This window comes from Rhodococcus sp. WB9 (genome assembly GCF_007558985.1).
Taxonomy (GTDB): Bacteria; Actinomycetota; Actinomycetes; order Mycobacteriales; family Mycobacteriaceae; genus Rhodococcus_F; species Rhodococcus_F opacus.
The window spans coordinates 614827-630911 of record NZ_CP041769.1; the positions used below are offsets into that span (position 1 = coordinate 614827).

The window sequence follows — 16085 nt, forward strand, 5'->3', positions numbered from 1 at the left end:
GTTCGAAATCGGATTCACGGAGGTATCTCGTGGGAATCGCAGACAAAGCTTCGAACAAGGCGGAAGACCTCAAGGGCCAGGCGAAGGAAGCCACCGGCAAAGCCACGGGCGATCCGGACCTGCGCGACGAGGGCAAGGCAGACCAGGCGTCCTCGGCGGTGAAGGATGCCGGCGAGAAGGTCAAGGACGCCGCCAAGAACGTCAAGGACAAGCTGACTTAAACGGTTTCACCTGGCGATTTCGGGCTCGGGCGCCACATCCGGTAAAGTCACCGGCGGTGGCGTGTCCGAGCGGCCTAAGGAGCACGCCTCGAAAGCGTGTGACGGGTAACCCCCGTCCGAGGGTTCAAATCCCTCCGCCACCGCCAGAGCTCCCCACCTGCACACGCAGGTGGGGAGTTTTTTTGTATATCCGTGCCGGGGATGTTCGTTAGCGTGTCCTGGAGGGAAGGGGGCAGGCGACATGCGCATCGACTCGACGGGCAGGACGGCGCTGGTCACCGGATCGACGCAGGGCATCGGCGCCGCGATCGCAGCGGGTCTCGCCCGCTCCGGCGCACGGGTGGCGATCAACGGCCGCACCGAGAAGTCCGTGGGTGCGGCGATCGACGACGACGAGTGGCGCCGCTACTTCGAGGTGAATGTGCTGTCCGCGATCCGGCTGACACGTCTGGTCCTGCCCGGCATGGTCGAACGGTCGTGGGGCCGGGTCCTCGACATCGCCAGTGACTCCGCGATCGTCATTCCCGCCGAGATGATCCATTACGGGATGTCGAAGACGGCGCTGCTGGCGGTCTCGCGCGGCTTCGCGAAAGAGACGGCGGGGACGGGGGTCACGGTCAACTCGTTCTCGCCGGCCCCACCCACACGGGCGGTGTGGAGGATTTCATCTACAGCCTGCTCGACGCGGACCTGCCGTGGGACGAGGCGCAGCGCGAGTTCATGAGGACGTACCGGCCGCAGTCGTTGCTGCAGCGACTCATCGAGCCGGAGGAGATCGCGAACATGGTTGTCTACCTCAGTTCGGCGCAGGCGTCGGCGACCACCGGCGCGGCGGTGCGGGTGGACGGCGGTTACATCGATTCCATCGTCCCGTGACCGACGTTCACAGCACTCTCGCAGGTCGTAGCGAGTGACATCCATTGAAGCTGCAATTAGCGTGATCTCATGAAGAAGCTGTGGTGGTTGGTCGGCGCAGTTGTCATCGTCGTGATCGCGGTGCTGGTGGGACCGTGGTTCTACGGCCAATTCATCGCGGAGGACGACGCGCCGGCGGCCTCGGTGTCGACCGAGGGCGCGGAGGCGGCCACCGGATCGGTCGACGGACAGTGGACCGTCACGCCGGGTCAGGGCTCCAACCAGACGGCGGCGGGGTACACCGTCCACGAGATCCTCAACGGCGCCAGCGTCACGGTGGTCGGGTCGACCGGCGACGTGACCGGCAACGCGACCGTCGAGGGCGAGAAACTCACCGCGGGCGAGGTGACCGTGCAGGTGGCGACGATCGCAACCGATCAGTCCCGCCGTGACAACCAGTTCCGCGGCAACGTGATGGACACCGGCACGTTCCCGACCGCCACGTTCACGGTCGATTCCCCGGTCGATCTGTCGGGGCTGCCTGCGGACGGTTCCGTGGGAACGGTCACGGCCCAGGGCACGCTGACGCTCAAGGGGCAGTCGCGTCCGGTGTCCGTCGACATCGATGTGCTGCGTTCAGGCGACGACCTCATCGCCTCGGGCAGTATCCCGGTGACCTGGACGGACTTCGGGGTGACGCCGCCGTCACTGGGCTTCGTGACCGTGGACGGCAACGGCACGGTCGACTTCTTGGTCAGCTTCGCGCGTTCCTGACGGCGCCCAGCCGGGCGGCCCGAACACGTAGCCGAGCTTGTCGCGCCACGACGACGCCCGGCGCCAGTCCCGGACGATGGCGGCGTATTCGCGGGTCTGCAGTTTCCAGATGTTGTAGGTGCCCACCGGTTTCGTGAGTCCGTAGGTGGGGCGGTGGGTTTCGGGTTGGAACGTGCCGAACATCCGGTCCCACACGATGAGGATGCCGGCGTAGTTGCGGTCGAGGTATTCGGGGTCGCAGCCGTGGTGGACGCGGTGATGAGAGGGGGTGTTGAACACGAACTCGATGGGCCGGGGCAGCGTGCCGATGTGCTCGGTGTGGACGAAGAATTGGTAGACGAGGTTCACGGAGAATCCGATGAACACCATCCACGGCGGAACGCCGATCAGCGGCAACGGAATCCACATCACGATCTCGGCGCTGTTGTTCCACTTCTGGCGGAGCGCGGTCGAGAAGTTGAAGTACTCGCTCGAATGGTGCGCCTGGTGGGTGGCCCAGATCAGGCGGATGCGGTGCGCCATCCGGTGATACGCGTAGAACAGCCCATCGACGCCGAGGATGAGGATCGCCCACGTGTACCAGGCGTCCGCGGGTAGGTGCCACGGCGCGAGGTACACCCAGATGGCGGAGTACCCGATCAGGGCCAGCAGCTTCCAGAACGTGGTCGTCAGGATGGACACGGCGCCCATCGACACGCTCGCCCGCGCGTCGCGGCGCTCGTAGCCTCCGCGCACCGGGCGGGACCGTCCGTCGGGGTCGAACGTCGCGTCCTCGAGGTGCCGGGCCGCGAACCATTCGATGGCGAGGAACAGCACGAACGCCGGGATGGCCAGCGTCACCGGCTCGTGCAGGGGCGTCAGCAGCGCCGAATTCCACGCCGACGTCACGGTCTCCCACATGCTGCTTCCTCCACAAGACGATCGTCCAGTTCAATGTACCTCGGAGTGACACGCATCACTATCCGCCTCGATTCGAAGAGCAAAACAAAGTGCTCATCGGGTGCGCACTTTGCGGCGAAGAATGGATCCCGTCAGCAGGAACCGGATCAGTCGAAAGGACTCGTCATGTTGCGAGGACTCACCACCGTCAGTCTCTTCGCCGACGACATCCCGGCGGCCCGCGAGTGGTACAGCGCCGTGCTCGGCATCACCCCCTACTTCCAACGCCCCGACTCCGAGAACCCTGCGTACATCGAATACCGGATCGGCGACTACCAGCACGAGCTCGGCATCATCGACCGTCGATGCGCCCCGCACGGCGCCGCGGACGGCCCGTCCGGCGTGGTGGTGTTCTGGCACGTCGACGACGTGACCGCCGCCGTCGAGAAGCTGCTGTCGATGGGCGCGAAAGAGCACGAGCCGCGCACCGAACGTGAGTCGGGATTCGTCACCGCGTCCGTCGTGGACCCGTTCGGCAACATCCTCGGCGTCATGTACAACCCGCATTACCTGGACATTCTGGGTGCGCGCGGCGAAGCGTGAGTTGCCCGTTTTCATACTCGGATGGTAGGAATTCGGTGTGCACATCACCGCAAAGGTGGACTACGCCGTGCGGACGCTGATCGAACTGGCCGCTGCCGGGCCGTCCCCGTCCAAGGCCGAGTTCCTGGCACAGTCGCAGACCATTCCGCACAAGTTCCTCGAAGCCGTCCTCGCCGACCTCCGGCGTGGGGGACTGGTCAACAGCAGGCGCGGACCCGACGGCGGCTACTGGCTGGCCCGCCCCGCCGAGGACATCACGATCGCCGACGTCATCCGGACCGTCGAGGGTCCGCTCGCGTCGGTGCGGGGTGAGCGTCCCGAGGACGTCGACTACTGCGGGCCGGCCGCCAAACTGCAGGACGTGTGGATCGCGGTACGGGTGAACCTGCGGGCCGTGCTCGAGAACGTGAGCCTGGCGGACGTGGCGAACGAGCAGCTGCCGGGTTTCCTCACCACGCTGACATCCGATCCGGGGGCCTGGGAGCGTCGCACCCGTCCGGCTACGACGGCTGACGAGGGCGCAGCGCGCGGCTGATCGTCCGGCCGGCCGCACGCACCAGCGGGACCAGCGCGTTCAGTGACGCGTTCTCCGCCGAGACCACCAGCGACACGGCCGCGACCGCCGCTCCGGGACGCTCGAAGATCGGTGCCGCGACGGAGACCGCGTCCATGGTCACCTGGCGATCACTGATCGCGACCTCGGATCGGCGGATCTCGGCGAGCGTCCGCCGCAGCACGACGGGGTCGGTGACGGTCCGTTCGGTGAACTTCTCGATCGGCCCGCTCAGCACCTGCTCCTGCACGTCGGCGGGCATGTAGGCGAGCAGGGCCAGGCCGATGCCGGACGCCGTCAGCGGGAACCTGCCGCCGACGCGGGTCTGGACGGGCACGGCCTTCTGGCCGGCGATGCGTTCGACGAACACGACCTCGGTGCCCTCGGCGATGCCGAGCTGTACGTTCTCCCGCGTGATCTGCGACAGGTCCTCCATCACCGGCATCGCCAGTTCGCGCAGCATCGTGCCGCGCGGTGCGAGCGACGCGATCTCCCACAGCTTGAGCCCGACCGTGAAGCGGCCGCTGCTGTCACGTTCGAGGGCGCCCCATTCGATGAGGTCGCTGGTCAGCCGGTGCACGGTGCTCAGCGGGTACCCCGACTTCCGCGACAGATCGCTGAGGGTCAGCCGCGGGGACGCGGGGGTGAAGAGCTCGAGGAGCCGCAACGAGCGAATGGTCACCGATCCGGTGATCGCCATTGCTCGTTCTCCGTCTCACAGTTCCAGCGTCAGACGTGGACAGCTCGCACGCGAGACGCAGATCATCATGGTGTCGTTGGCGGCCTGCTCGTCCGCGGTGAGCAGGGAATCCCGGTGATCGACAGTACCGCCGAGCACGGCCGTCTCGCAGGTTCCGCAGGTCCCTTCCTCGCAGGACGACAGCACCTGGACGCCGGCGGCGGTGACGGCCTGCAGGATCGACTGCTCGGGTGCCACCGTGACGGTTTTGCCACTCAGAGTCAGCTCCACCTCGAACCCCTCGGCGCGGACCGGCTCCTCGAGATCCTTGGCCGCGAAGCGCTCGATGTGCAGCGCGCCGGACGGCCAGCTGTCACAGTGACCGGTGACGGCGTCGAGCAGCGGCGCGGGCCCGCAGCAGTACACGAGGGTGTTGTCCCGGACGTCGCCGAGCAGTCCCGGTAGGTCGATGAGGCCGTGCTCGTCCTCGGGGTGCACCACCACCCGGTCGCCGAACCGCTCGGCGAGTGCGTCGGCGAACGCCATCGAACTGCGGCTGCGCCCGCCGTAGACCAGGGTCCAGTCGGCGCCGGCGTTCTCCGCTGCGTGCGCCATGGTGAGGATCGGCGTGATCCCGATGCCGCCCGCGACGAACACGTACCGCGGTGACGGCGCGAGCTCGAAATGGTTGCGGGGTCCCCGGACCGTGACGCGGTCGCCCTCGCTCAGCTTGTCGTGCACGAACTGCGAACCGCCGCGCCCCATCGCCTCCCGCAGCACGGCGACGCGCCAGGTCCCGGTGTCGGCCGGGTCGCCGCACAGCGAGTACTGGCGGGTGAGCTCCGGCGTCAGCACGAGATCGATGTGCGCACCCGGCGTCCACGCGGGCAGGTCGGCGCCGGACGGGTCGCGGAACTCCAGGACGACGACGCCGTCGGCGCCGGTGGTCCTGGTGGTCAGCTCCAGCTCGAGCACGGTTTCGGGTGGGGTAGGCATGGCGGTTTCTCCGGGTCAGACGGGAACGGGAGCGGATCCCGGCGCCGCGGGCAGTGGCGTGGCAGGCACCGGCGGATCGGCGGGGTGGTGTCCCTCGGGGTGGGCGAGCAACCACTCCCAGAGGGTGGCGGGTTCTTCCGCGACGTGGCGCGCGCCGCAGTGGCACTCGCCCTCGAGCAGGTCCGAGCCCGGAAGCCAGACGATGCGCATCACGTTGGCGCCGCGGAGCATCCTGGTCGGTTCCACGGCTCAGCCCACCGCCGCTGCCGTGACGGCCTGCGGCGCGTCGACCAGCTTCTTCAGGATCCGGCGTGCGCCGAGGCCACCGGCGTCGATGTTGATCGACAGCTCCTGGTAGCCGTCCTTTTCCGTGTCGAGCGCCTTCTGCAGGACGTTCAGCGCCACGACGTCCTGCATCACGACGGTCCGGTTGTTCTCCGCCAGGAACGTCGTGACGGCGTCGTCGCCGAGCGCGAAGTCGCGGGCCACGGCCCAGAAGTCGAGGGTGGAATTCTCCGTCGACGGGGTGATCGCGTACACGATCTCGCTGTGGAACGCGTGCGGGTCGGAGCCGTCGTCGCCGGGCAGCGGTGCGCCGATCGGGGCGATGCGGCTGTGCAGCAGGTACAGGCACGGCGGCGTGTACTCGATGTCCTGCCAGCGGGTGATGCGTCCCTCGATGCCGGTGGACTTGGAGTAGAACGGCGGGCACTCGGCGTCGTCCATGTGCCGGGACACGTAGATGACGTTCCGGTCCTCGTCGATCTCCGTGGTGATCGGGGTTTCCGCCACCTCGGGGGTGCCGATGTAGCCGCCGTGCAGGTACGTCTCGTGCGACAGGTCCATCAGGTTGTCGACGAGCAGGCCGTAGTTGCAGTCGATCGGTTCCATACCGCTGACCACGGTGTAGTCGGGGGAGTCCATCCACGGTGCGCGGGGGATGCGGGTGGGATCGCCCTGCTCGGGGTTTTGTGGGTCGGCGATCCAGACCCACACGAACGAGTCCTGCTCGACCACCTGATACGACTTCAGCCGGGCGGTGCGGGGAACGCGCGCCTGGCCGGGCACGAACACGCAGCCGCCGTCGCTGCCGTAGGTGAATCCGTGGTAGCCGCAGACCACCTTGTCGCCGTCGAGTCGGCTCGGCGCCTCGGACAGCGGGTACCGGCGGTGCACGCACCGGTCGCTCATCGCGACGGCCTCGCCGGCCTCGGTCCGCCAGAACAGGATCGGCTCCTCGCAGATGGTGCGCGAGAACAGCTCGCGTCCGACCTCACGGCCGTACGCTGCGACGTACCACTGGTTGCGGGCGATCGTGGACATGGGGGCCTCCGAAATATGCTGGGCTGCTGCGCTATTCGTGACACCGGACTCGGTGGGGCGTCAGCGTCGTCTCCACCACTGTGCGGCACCGGAGGTGATCCACCACACTCGGTTTCCGAATGTCGGAAGGGTTTCGTCAGGGCTTGTGGACGAGGTAGGCGAACATCGTCACCGACATGTGGAAGTCGCCGCTGCGGGCGGCGGCGTTCAGCTGGTCCAGCAGCTCGGCGCTCTGCGCGTCGGTGATCGCCCCCTCGGCGATCGCGGCGGCCGTCATCATCTGGACGAGCGGGCCGGTCACATCGCCCGGATCCTGGATCAGCGCCTCCGTGCCGATGTCCTCGACGACGAGCCCGGCGGAGGTGAGCTGTCCCGGGAGTAGCCGTCCGGAGTGCGGGTTCGCGGTGTGCGACAGCATCACGTCCATGATCCGTTGCAGGATCTCGGGATCTCCGGGGTGCATGATCGCCGTGCCCCAGTCGCTGTCGACGATGACGCCGCGCCCGCCGGGCCGCAGCACGCGGGCCACTTCCGCCGCCGCGCGGTCCGGCTCGCTCAGGTGCTGGAACACCCGCTCGCACCGCACGACGTCGAGGCGGTTGTCGGGAAACGGCAGCGAGTAGGCGTCGCCGATCACGAACTGCGCCGCCGCGTCCTCCTCCTCGGTCCGCTCCCGTGCGAGGAGGGCCATGCCGGGATTGGGATCGAGTCCGATCGCGCGACCCGACGCGGTGACCGCGGCGGCGAGTGCCCGCGTCTCCGATCCCGTGCCCGATCCGATGTCGAGGGCGCTCTCGCCCGGCTGCACCTGCAGGGCAGCGAGCGACCACTCGCGCAGTCGCCGGATTCCCGGGCGCGCGGCCTGCAGGTCGAGGACGGCGGCGAGTTGGTCCAGGGCGGCGCGGTCGATCTCGTCCGCCCGGAACGACAGCGGCGCCGTCGGATCGGACATGGATCCACCGTAACGCCGCGGTGACTCCCGACACAGTGCCGCGCGGGCTGTGGGCAAGAACATAAAAGTTGCACTGTCACGCAAATTTGCAGAGCTCTGCAAGTTCTGTACCGTTGGAGTAGTGATTTCGGAAATCGGACTGCGGGACCGCAAGAAGGCCGCCACGCGCGCAGCCCTCAGCGGCGCCGCCGCACGCCTGGCCCGCGCGCTGGGCATCGAATGTGTCACCGCCGACGCCATCGCGTCCGAGGCGGGAGTCTCGACTCGGACGTTCCACAACTACTTCTCCAGCAAGGAGGAGGCGGTACTCGCGCACTTCGAGCAGTCCGTCCACGACTGGGTGGACCTGCTCCGCGCCCGTCCCGAGGACGAGCCGATCTGGGATTCCCTCGAGCACGTGGTGGTCCAGATCGTCACCGATCCGGCGAAACCGCTCGAAGAGACCGCGGTGATGATGGAACTCGTCGAGACCAGCCCCGCGCTGCTCGCGAAGAAACTCGAAGTGCACCTGCGCGTCACCCGTCTGGTCGGTGAAGTGATCGCCGAACGCACGGGCACGAACATCGACACCGACCTCTACCCCAACCTGCTGCACCTGGCGGTCGGATCGGCGTGCAAGGCGTCGCTCGACCTGTGGATGAGCGGCAAGTCCGGCGCGAGCGGACCCGAGGAACTGGTCCGCGACGCCATGCGCCAACTCCGTCAGGGAATCCCGCAGCCGTAGCCGGCTGCCCCGAATCATTCTTCGTTCCACCGACTCAGAAGGAGCCTCTCGTGGCCACCTATCTCTATCGGATCGGCAGATTCGCCTACCGGCGAAAAGGTGCGGTCCTCAGCGTCTGGTTGGTGATCCTGGTCCTCATGGGCGTCGGGGCGGCAACACTGTCCGGGCCCACGAAGGACTCGTTCTCCATCCCGGGCACCCCCGCGCAGCAGGCGCAGGACCTGATGGCCGAACGGTTCCCCGAGGCCGCGGGCAGCGACCCGATGAACGCCGTCAGCGCGCGTTATGTGTTCGCCGCTCCCGAGGGGCAGACCCTCGAGAGCGAGCAGAGTCGGCAGGCGATGGACGCGGTGCTCGCCAAGGTGCGCGGCATCGACCAGGTCCAGGACGCCGCCAAGGTCGATCCCGCCACCGCCTCGGGCGCCGACGCCGCGAAGGCGCTGGTCAACCCCGTCACGGCGAACGAGCAGCTCGTCGAGATGGCGAAGTCGTCCGCGGCCGACAAGGGAATCGGTGAAGAGGCCGCCGTCGCGAACGCGCAGGCGCTGTCCCCGCTCAACGCCGACAAGACCGTCGGCTACGTCGAGGTGCCGTTCAAGGGCAGCATGGGCGACGTCGACCAGGCTCTGCGTGACCAGATCTCGGCCGCTGCCGACGCAGGCCGCAACGCCGGACTGACCGTCGAGATCAGTGGTTCCGCCGCCAACGAAGCCGAACCGCCCGGCGGCGCCACCGAGCTGGTCGGTATCGGCGTGGCCGCTGTCGTGCTCGCGCTGACGTTCGGTTCTCTGGTCGCCGCGGGTCTGCCGTTGATCACCGCGATCATCGGCATCATGATCGGCAGCCTCGGGATCACCGTCGCCACCGGCTTCACCGACCTCAGCTCGATGACACCCACGCTGGCCATCATGATCGGCCTGGCCGTCGCCATCGACTACTCGCTGTTCATCGTGTCCCGGTTCCGGCACGAACTCACCCTCACGGACGACCGCTCGGAAGCGGCCGGACGTGCCGTCGGCACCGCCGGTTCCGCCGTGGTATTCGCCGGTCTCACGGTAATCATCGCTCTGATCGCGCTGCGCGTCGTCGGGATCCCGTTCCTCTCCGACATGGGTGCGGCCGCCGCGTTCACGGTGTTCATCGCCGTCTCGATCGCGTTGACGCTCCTGCCCGCGATCCTCGGGCTGTTCGGGAAGAAGGCGTTCGCAGGCAAGATCCCGTTCCTCAGCAGTCGCGACCTCGAGGACGACGAGGGCAAGCCGAGCCTCGCCCTGCGGTACATCAGCGCCGTGGTCCGCCGTCCCGCGATTCCGCTGATCGCCGGAGTCGTGGTGCTCGGGGCTCTCGCCATCCCCGCGGCCGGCCTGAGCCTGGCCCTGCCCAGCGAGGGCACCGGCGACCCCGCCACCAGCTCCCGGCAGGCCTACGACCTCGTGAGCGAAGGCTTCGGCCCCGGCAAGAACGGTCCGCTGCTCGTCGTCGTCGACGCCAAGGACGTCACCACCGGCACGCCGTCGGAGGCGTTCGGTGAGGTCGTGAAGACCATCACCGCGCAGGACGACGTGTCCAACGCGCAGGTCGTCGGCGTGAACAAGGCCGGTGACACCGCGCAGATCCTGGTGACGCCGAGTAGTGCCCCCAGCGATCCGGCGACGATGGACCTGGTGAACAACATCCGCGGTGCGGAGGCAGGTCTGCACGATTCGATCGGCGTCAACTACGGCGTCACCGGGCAGACCGCGCTCGAAGGCGACGTGTCCGAGACGCTGCAGGACGCGCTGATCCCGTACCTCGCGGTGGTCGTGGGCCTGGCCTTCCTCCTGCTGCTGCTCGTGTTCCGCTCGGTGCTCGTGCCGCTGACGGCCACGCTCGGCTTCCTCCTCAGCGTCGCGGCCACTTTCGGTGTCACGGTCGCGGTGTTCCAGGAGGGCTGGGGCGGCATCATCTCCAACCCGCAGCCGATCGTCAGCTTCATGCCGATTTTCCTGATCGGTGTCGTGTTCGGTCTCGCGATGGACTACCAGGTGTTCCTGGTGACCCGGATGCGGGAGGAATACGTCCACGGCGCGACCGCGAAGCAGGCCGTCACCGTCGGCTTCAACCACGGTGCCCGGGTGGTCAGCGCCGCCGCGGTCATCATGATTTCGGTGTTCGCGGCGTTCATCGCCGAGCCGAACTCGTTCATCAAGTCGATCGGCTTCGCCCTGGCGGCGGCCGTGTTCTTCGACGCCTTCGTCGTGCGCATGGTGATCATCCCGTCCGTGATGGCACTGCTCGGCGACAAGGCGTGGTGGCTGCCGAAGTGGCTGGACAAGATCCTACCCAACGTCGACATCGAGGGCGAGAAGCTGAAGAAAGTCCTGCACGACGCTGACGAACCGCTAGTAGGCGCTTCGCGCCCGTGAGTGGTTGAGGAGTCTCTGGACTCGTCAACCACTCACGGGGCCGTAGGCCCCCGAAAATCCGCGGGCCTGCGGTCGTTTCTGTTGGTAACCTTCGGGCATAATGATGACCCGCCAGGATCGCTGCCCATGTTGAATGCCCTGCTCACCACGTACCTCCGCCCGTACAAGCGGGAGCTCACGGCGGTCGTCCTGTTCCAGCTCGTCGCGACCGCGGCCGCCCTGTACCTGCCCAGCCTGAACGCCGATCTCATCGACAACGGCGTCACCAAGGGCGACACCGGGTACATCCTGTCCACGGGCCTCATGATGCTGCTCGTCACCGTCGTGCAGATCATCTGCTCGATCGGTTCGGTGTTCTTCGGCGCCCGTGCCGCAATGGGTTTCGGGCGCGACGTACGCCGCGCCGTGATGCATCAGGTCGGGAGCTTCTCGTCCCGCGAATTCGGCCGCTTCGGCGCGCCGTCCCTGATCACCCGCAACACCAACGACGTGCAGCAGGTGCAGATGCTCGTCGTGATGAGCTGCACGATCCTGGTGATGGCGCCGATCATGTGCGTCGGCGGTGTCGTGATGTCGATTCGGGAGGACGCCGGGCTCGCCTGGATCCTGGCGGTCACCGTGCCGGTTCTCGCGCTGTCCATGGGGTTCGTGATCTCGCGGATGGTGCCCGCGTTCCGGGAGATGCAGACCCGCATCGACGGGGTCAACCGGGTGCTGCGTGAGCAGATCACCGGTATCCGGGTGGTGCGGGCGTTCGTCCGTGAGCGCTCCGAGGTGGCGCGGTTCGGCGACGCGAACGAGCAGCTCACCCAGACCGCCCTGCGGGTCGGCAGGCTGACGGCGGTGATGTTCCCCCTCGTGATGGTCATCGCGAACATCACCAGTGTCGCCGTCATCTGGTTCGGCGGCCACGAAATCAACAGCGGCACCATGCAGGTCGGCTCGCTGACCGCGATGCTCAGCTACATCATGCAGATCCTGATGTCGGTGATGATGGCGTCGTTCATCGCGATGATGGCCCCCCGCGCCACCGTCTGCGCCGAACGCATCGGCGAGGTGCTCGCCACGAATTCCACCGTCGTGCCGCCGGTCGATGCGGTCACCGTGCTGGAGAACCCCGGTGCGGTGGAACTGCGCGACGCCCAGTTCAAGTTCCCCGGCGCCGACGAACCGGTGTTGCGCGACATCAGCTTCCGCGCCGAACCGGGCAAGACCACGGCGATCATCGGCGGCACCGGCTCCGGCAAGACGACGCTGCTGTCGCTGATCCCGCGTCTCATCGACGCCACGTCGGGTTCGGTCACCGTGTCCGACACGGATGTGCGTCGCATCGACCTCGACGTCCTGCGGTCCGGCATCGGACTCGTTCCGCAGCGGCCGTACCTGTTCTCGGGCACCGTCGCCACCAACCTCCGGTACGGCAAACCCGATGCCACCGACGGCGAACTGTGGCGGGCTCTGGAGATCGCGCAGGCCGCCGATTTCGTCCGCGCGATGCCCGAGGGTCTCGACACCCCGATCGCACAGGGCGGCACGACCGTGTCCGGCGGTCAGCGACAGCGACTCGCCATTGCGCGGGCACTGGTCCGTCGCCCGTCGATCTACCTGTTCGACGACTCCTTCTCCGCCCTCGACCTCACCACCGACGCCCGGCTGCGTGCGGCGCTCAAACCCGAGACCTCGGACGCGTGCGTCATCGTCGTCGCCCAACGCGTCTCGACGATCGTGGAGGCCGAGCAGATCGTGGTCCTCGAGGACGGCGCGGTGGTCGGAATCGGCACGCACGACCAACTGCTCGAGACGTGTCCGTGTTACGTCGAGATCGTCGAATCCCAACGATCGGTCCAGGAAGCACTATGAGCGATCGCGCAACCACCACCACTGCCGAACGGCCCGCCGGCCCGCGTATTCCGGGGCCGGTCGCTCCGGGCGCCCCGGGGTCCAAGCCGAACGACCTGTGGCCGTCCACCAAGCGGCTGCTGAGGCGGCTGCGTCCCCACCGGATCGCCGTCGGCATCGTTCTCCTGGTCGCCGCCGTGTCGGTGGTGCTCACCTCGATCGCGCCGCGCATGCTCGGTCAGGGCACGAACCTGATCTTCGATGGCATCATCGGCGCGCAGTTGCCCGCCGGGATGTCGAAGGATCAGGCCGTCGCCGCACTGCGGGCCGACGGGCAGAACACGTTCGCCGACATGGTTTCCGGCATGGCCGTCGTGCCCGGTGTCGGTATCGATTTCAGTGCACTCGGCCGGGTGCTGGCGATCGTGCTGGCCCTGTACCTGGGGTCGTCGGTGTTCATGTGGCTGTCGGGTTTCCTGCTGAACATCATCGTGCAGGGCGTCGTGAAGAACCTGCGCGCCGAGGTCGAACGGAAGATCCACCGACTTCCGCTGCGTTACTTCGACTCCCACTCCCGCGGCGACCTGCTGAGCCGGGTCACCAACGACATCGACAACGTCTCGCAGTCGTTGCAGCAGACGATGAGCCAGCTGATCGTGTCGGCGATGACGGTGATCGGCATCCTCGTGATGATGATCGTCATCTCGCCGCTGCTCGCGTTGATCGCGGTGCTGACGGTGCCGCTGTCGATCCTCGTGACGGCGCAGATTGCGAAACGGTCCAAGACCCACTTCGTGTCGCAGTGGAAGTCGACGGGAGCGCTCAACTCTCACGTGGAGGAGGCGTACACGGGCCACGAACTGGTCACCGTGTTCGGCCGCAGCCGTGAGGTGGAGGCCCGCTTCGAGGAGCAGAACGAGGCGCTCTACCAGGCCAGCTACCGGGCGCAGTTCATCTCGGGTCTGATCATGCCCGCGATCATGTTCCTCGGAAACCTCAATTTCGTGGCCATCGCCGTGCTCGGCGGCATGCGGGTGGCGTCCGGCACGATGAGCCTCGGCGACGTGCAGGCGTTCATCCAGTACTCGCGCCAGTTCACCCAGCCCCTCACCCAGATCGGGGCGATGGTCAACCTCATGCAGTCGGGTGTGGCGTCCGCCGAGCGGGTGTTCGCCATCCTCGACGAGGACGAGGAGGAGCGCGACCTCACCGAAGCTCCCACACCGGCGGAGCCCCGTGATGCGGGTCGCGTCCATACGTTCGGTCGGGTGGAGTTCTCGGACGTGTCGTTCAGCTACTCGCCGGAGAAGCCGCTGATCGAGAACCTGTCGCTGGTGGCGGAACCCGGTCAGATGGTCGCCATCGTCGGGCCCACCGGCGCCGGCAAGACCACACTCGTCAACCTGATCCTGCGGTTCTACGAACTCGACGGTGGCAAGATCCTCCTCGACGGCGTCGACATCGCCGAGATGCCGCGCGACGACCTGCGGTCCCGCATCGGCATGGTGCTGCAGGACGCGTGGTTGTTCGGCGGCACCATCCGCGACAACATCGCGTACGGACGTCCCGACGCCACCGAGGAGGAGATCCAGGCGGCCGCGCGGATCAGCTACGTCGACCGGTTCGTCCACTCGCTGCCCGACGGTTACGACACCGTCATCGACGAAGAGGGCAGCAACATCAGTGCCGGTGAGAAGCAGTTGATCACCATTGCCCGCGCGTTCATCTCGCAGCCGTCGATCCTGATCCTCGACGAGGCGACCAGTTCCGTCGACACCCGCACCGAGTTGCTGGTGCAGCACGCGACGGCGGTCCTGCGCAGCGATCGCACGAGTTTCGTGATCGCACACAGGTTGTCGACCATCCGCGACGCCGACCTCATCGTCGTCATGGAGGACGGTCGCATCGTCGAGCAGGGCAGCCACGACGACCTGCTTCTCACCCGCGGCGCGTACTACCGCCTCTACAACAGCCAGTTCGTCGGCGCCGATGTCTGACGACCTGTGAGTACTTGTTAACCGCCGGCGGTTAACAAGTACTCACAGGCACGCAGTGCTGCCTCCGGCTTCGAAGGCGGCGGTGTCGCAGTAGGCGGCGCGGGGATAGTACGGACCCATCGTGGTGGCGGGGTCGGTGTGATTGTTCTGCGACGCCTGCACCGACTGCGGGTAGAAGGCGTCGGACGGCAGCATGTACCGCAGGAACAGCACCTTCTTCGCGACGTCGGTGGAGCCCCAGGGGATGACGGTGACGGTCGGGTCGGACGCGGCGCGGGCGGGGACGTCCTGCGGTGCGGCGACGACGTACGTGTAGTTGCCTGCACCGTCGGTGCGTGTCTGGAAGTCGGCGGCACACGCGACGACCGGGTACGGCGTCACCTGATCGTTCTGGCACATCGACCAGTACCGGACCTGCCGGCCGGGTGCCGTGACGGGTTGGCCGGCACGGGTGTCGGGGAACGTCGGCGCCCGGCCCTGCACGACGACGATGCGTCCGGGCTGATACGTCAGCCCCGCCCCGACATATTTGTTGTCGCCGTTGGGAAACAGGCCCGACGTGCTCGCGGGGTTCACGAACGTCGCCTCGGGCACGTTGCCGGGGAACGCGCCGGACGCCGCGCCGGCGATGATCTGGTCGAATGCGGCCTCGGCGGCCTGTCCGAGTGGGCCGTTGTCGTAGGCGGAGGGATCGAATGCGGATCCGCAGGTCGGCACCGGCGACGTCCGGCCCCCGAACGTCAGTGTCACGTCGGGTAGTGGAACGCCGCCGGTCGGAGATGCCGGGTCGTCGGGCACGTACACCCGGATGATGAGGAAACCGACGGGTACCGACTGCGCGTCGGCCCCGGCGGGCAGGGCCTGAATCTGGTTGCGGGAGTGGTCTGCCGGTCCGGTCACGACCGTCGCGTGCCAGCGCTTCTGCGTGGCGGGCAGGGCACCGGCGGCGGCGTCGGCGAACGGGTTTCCGCTGCCGGGGTCGGGTCCGATCTGGTTGTCGCGCAACGTGTCGACGGTGTCGAAGTTCGTCCCGTACGTGTTGAGTGAGAAGTAGCGGGCAGCCGGGTAGCTGCCGCTGAGTTCGATGGTGTCACCCGGCCCCAACGCGTAGGGCAGCACCCAGTACGTCGCGTTGGCGTCGGGGAAGGCGACGTCGAGCACGGTCGAGTCGGACATGAACTGCCACGCGCACTGCGCGGTCGGTGGGGGCGCCGCGGACGCGAGGGAGGCGCCACCGGACCACAGCAGCAGAACCAGCACGGCGGCAACGACTTTCCCGGTCATA

15 protein-coding genes, 1 tRNA gene and 1 pseudogene are annotated in these 16085 nt (G+C 67.4%); 10 read left to right on the forward strand and 7 right to left on the reverse strand.

The features are described 5' to 3' along the window. The first annotated feature begins 29 nt into the window (after positions 1–29). The 4 genes and pseudogenes from FND50_RS03005 (at position 30) to FND50_RS03020 (ending at position 1850) form a co-directional block, all read left to right on the forward strand. The gene (locus FND50_RS03005) at positions 30–221 is read left to right on the forward strand and encodes a CsbD family protein (protein ID WP_005561211.1); all 192 of its coding nucleotides are present in this window, start codon (positions 30–32) and stop codon (positions 219–221) included. Between the two features lie 55 nt (positions 222–276). After that, positions 277–367, forward strand: a tRNA-Ser gene (locus tag FND50_RS03010). Positions 368–462: 95 nt separating this feature from the next. Beyond that, a pseudogene (locus FND50_RS03015) lies at positions 463–1097 on the forward strand (SDR family NAD(P)-dependent oxidoreductase). Positions 1098–1166: 69 nt separating this feature from the next. Then, positions 1167–1850 carry a YceI family protein gene (locus FND50_RS03020; protein ID WP_005561610.1) on the forward strand — a complete coding sequence of 228 codons (684 nt, stop codon included), beginning with the start codon at positions 1167–1169 and terminating at the stop codon, positions 1848–1850. Here the strand turns inward: FND50_RS03020 and FND50_RS03025 are convergent. Next, positions 1782–2750 carry a sterol desaturase family protein gene (locus tag FND50_RS03025; protein ID WP_144284710.1) on the reverse strand — a complete coding sequence of 323 codons (969 nt, stop codon included), beginning with the start codon at positions 2748–2750 and terminating at the stop codon, positions 1782–1784. The genes FND50_RS03020 and FND50_RS03025 overlap by 69 nt on opposite strands. 165 nt (positions 2751–2915) lie before the next feature. Between FND50_RS03025 and FND50_RS03030 the strand changes: the two genes are divergently transcribed. Continuing rightward, positions 2916–3332, forward strand: coding sequence for a VOC family protein (locus FND50_RS03030; protein WP_144284711.1), 417 nt, complete (start codon positions 2916–2918; stop codon positions 3330–3332). Positions 3333–3369: 37 nt separating this feature from the next. After that, complete coding sequence (locus tag FND50_RS03035) at positions 3370–3867, forward strand: Rrf2 family transcriptional regulator (RefSeq protein WP_005248742.1); 498 nt, start codon at positions 3370–3372, stop codon at positions 3865–3867. Here the strand turns inward: FND50_RS03035 and FND50_RS03040 are convergent. From FND50_RS03040 to FND50_RS03060, 5 genes are all read right to left on the reverse strand, one after another. Beyond that, positions 3833–4585 (reverse strand): IclR family transcriptional regulator, encoded by a 753-nt coding sequence (locus FND50_RS03040; protein WP_005561607.1) that lies wholly within the window; start codon positions 4583–4585, stop codon positions 3833–3835. The two genes, FND50_RS03035 and FND50_RS03040, sit on opposite strands and share 35 nt — an antisense overlap. Positions 4586–4600: 15 nt before the next feature. After that, the gene (locus FND50_RS03045) at positions 4601–5560 is read right to left on the reverse strand and encodes a PDR/VanB family oxidoreductase (protein ID WP_144284712.1); all 960 of its coding nucleotides are present in this window, start codon (positions 5558–5560) and stop codon (positions 4601–4603) included. A gap of 15 nt (positions 5561–5575) precedes the next feature. After that, positions 5576–5791, reverse strand: a complete 216-nt coding sequence (locus tag FND50_RS03050) for a hypothetical protein (protein WP_144288961.1) — start codon at positions 5789–5791, stop codon at positions 5576–5578. A gap of 18 nt (positions 5792–5809) precedes the next feature. Further along, on the reverse strand, positions 5810–6883 hold the full coding sequence (locus FND50_RS03055) for an aromatic ring-hydroxylating dioxygenase subunit alpha (RefSeq protein WP_144284713.1): 1074 nt from the start codon (positions 6881–6883) through the stop codon (positions 5810–5812). A 136-nt stretch (positions 6884–7019) separates the two neighbouring features. Continuing rightward, positions 7020–7835 carry a class I SAM-dependent methyltransferase gene (locus FND50_RS03060; protein WP_144284714.1) on the reverse strand — a complete coding sequence of 272 codons (816 nt, stop codon included), beginning with the start codon at positions 7833–7835 and terminating at the stop codon, positions 7020–7022. Between the two features lie 121 nt (positions 7836–7956). Here FND50_RS03060 and FND50_RS03065 point away from each other — a divergent pair, with 121 nt between their 5' ends. The 4 genes from FND50_RS03065 (at position 7957) to FND50_RS03080 (ending at position 14800) form a co-directional block, all read left to right on the forward strand. Further along, a complete protein-coding gene (locus tag FND50_RS03065) occupies positions 7957–8559 on the forward strand; it encodes a TetR/AcrR family transcriptional regulator (RefSeq protein WP_005253325.1) in 603 nt (200 codons plus the stop codon). A 50-nt stretch (positions 8560–8609) separates the two neighbouring features. After that, on the forward strand, positions 8610–10964 hold the full coding sequence (locus tag FND50_RS03070) for an MMPL family transporter (RefSeq protein WP_144284715.1): 2355 nt from the start codon (positions 8610–8612) through the stop codon (positions 10962–10964). Between the two features lie 126 nt (positions 10965–11090). Further along, positions 11091–12824 (forward strand): ABC transporter ATP-binding protein, encoded by a 1734-nt coding sequence (locus FND50_RS03075; RefSeq protein WP_144284716.1) that lies wholly within the window; start codon positions 11091–11093, stop codon positions 12822–12824. Then, a complete protein-coding gene (locus FND50_RS03080) occupies positions 12821–14800 on the forward strand; it encodes an ABC transporter ATP-binding protein (RefSeq protein ID WP_144284717.1) in 1980 nt (659 codons plus the stop codon). Before FND50_RS03075 ends, FND50_RS03080 begins: the two co-directional genes overlap by 4 nt. 42 nt (positions 14801–14842) lie before the next feature. Here FND50_RS03080 and FND50_RS03085 read toward each other — a convergent pair whose 3' ends face one another. Next, entirely contained in the window at positions 14843–16084 is a 1242-nt protein-coding gene (locus tag FND50_RS03085; RefSeq protein WP_144284718.1) for a hypothetical protein, read from the reverse strand. Between the last annotated feature and the right edge of the window lies 1 nt (position 16085).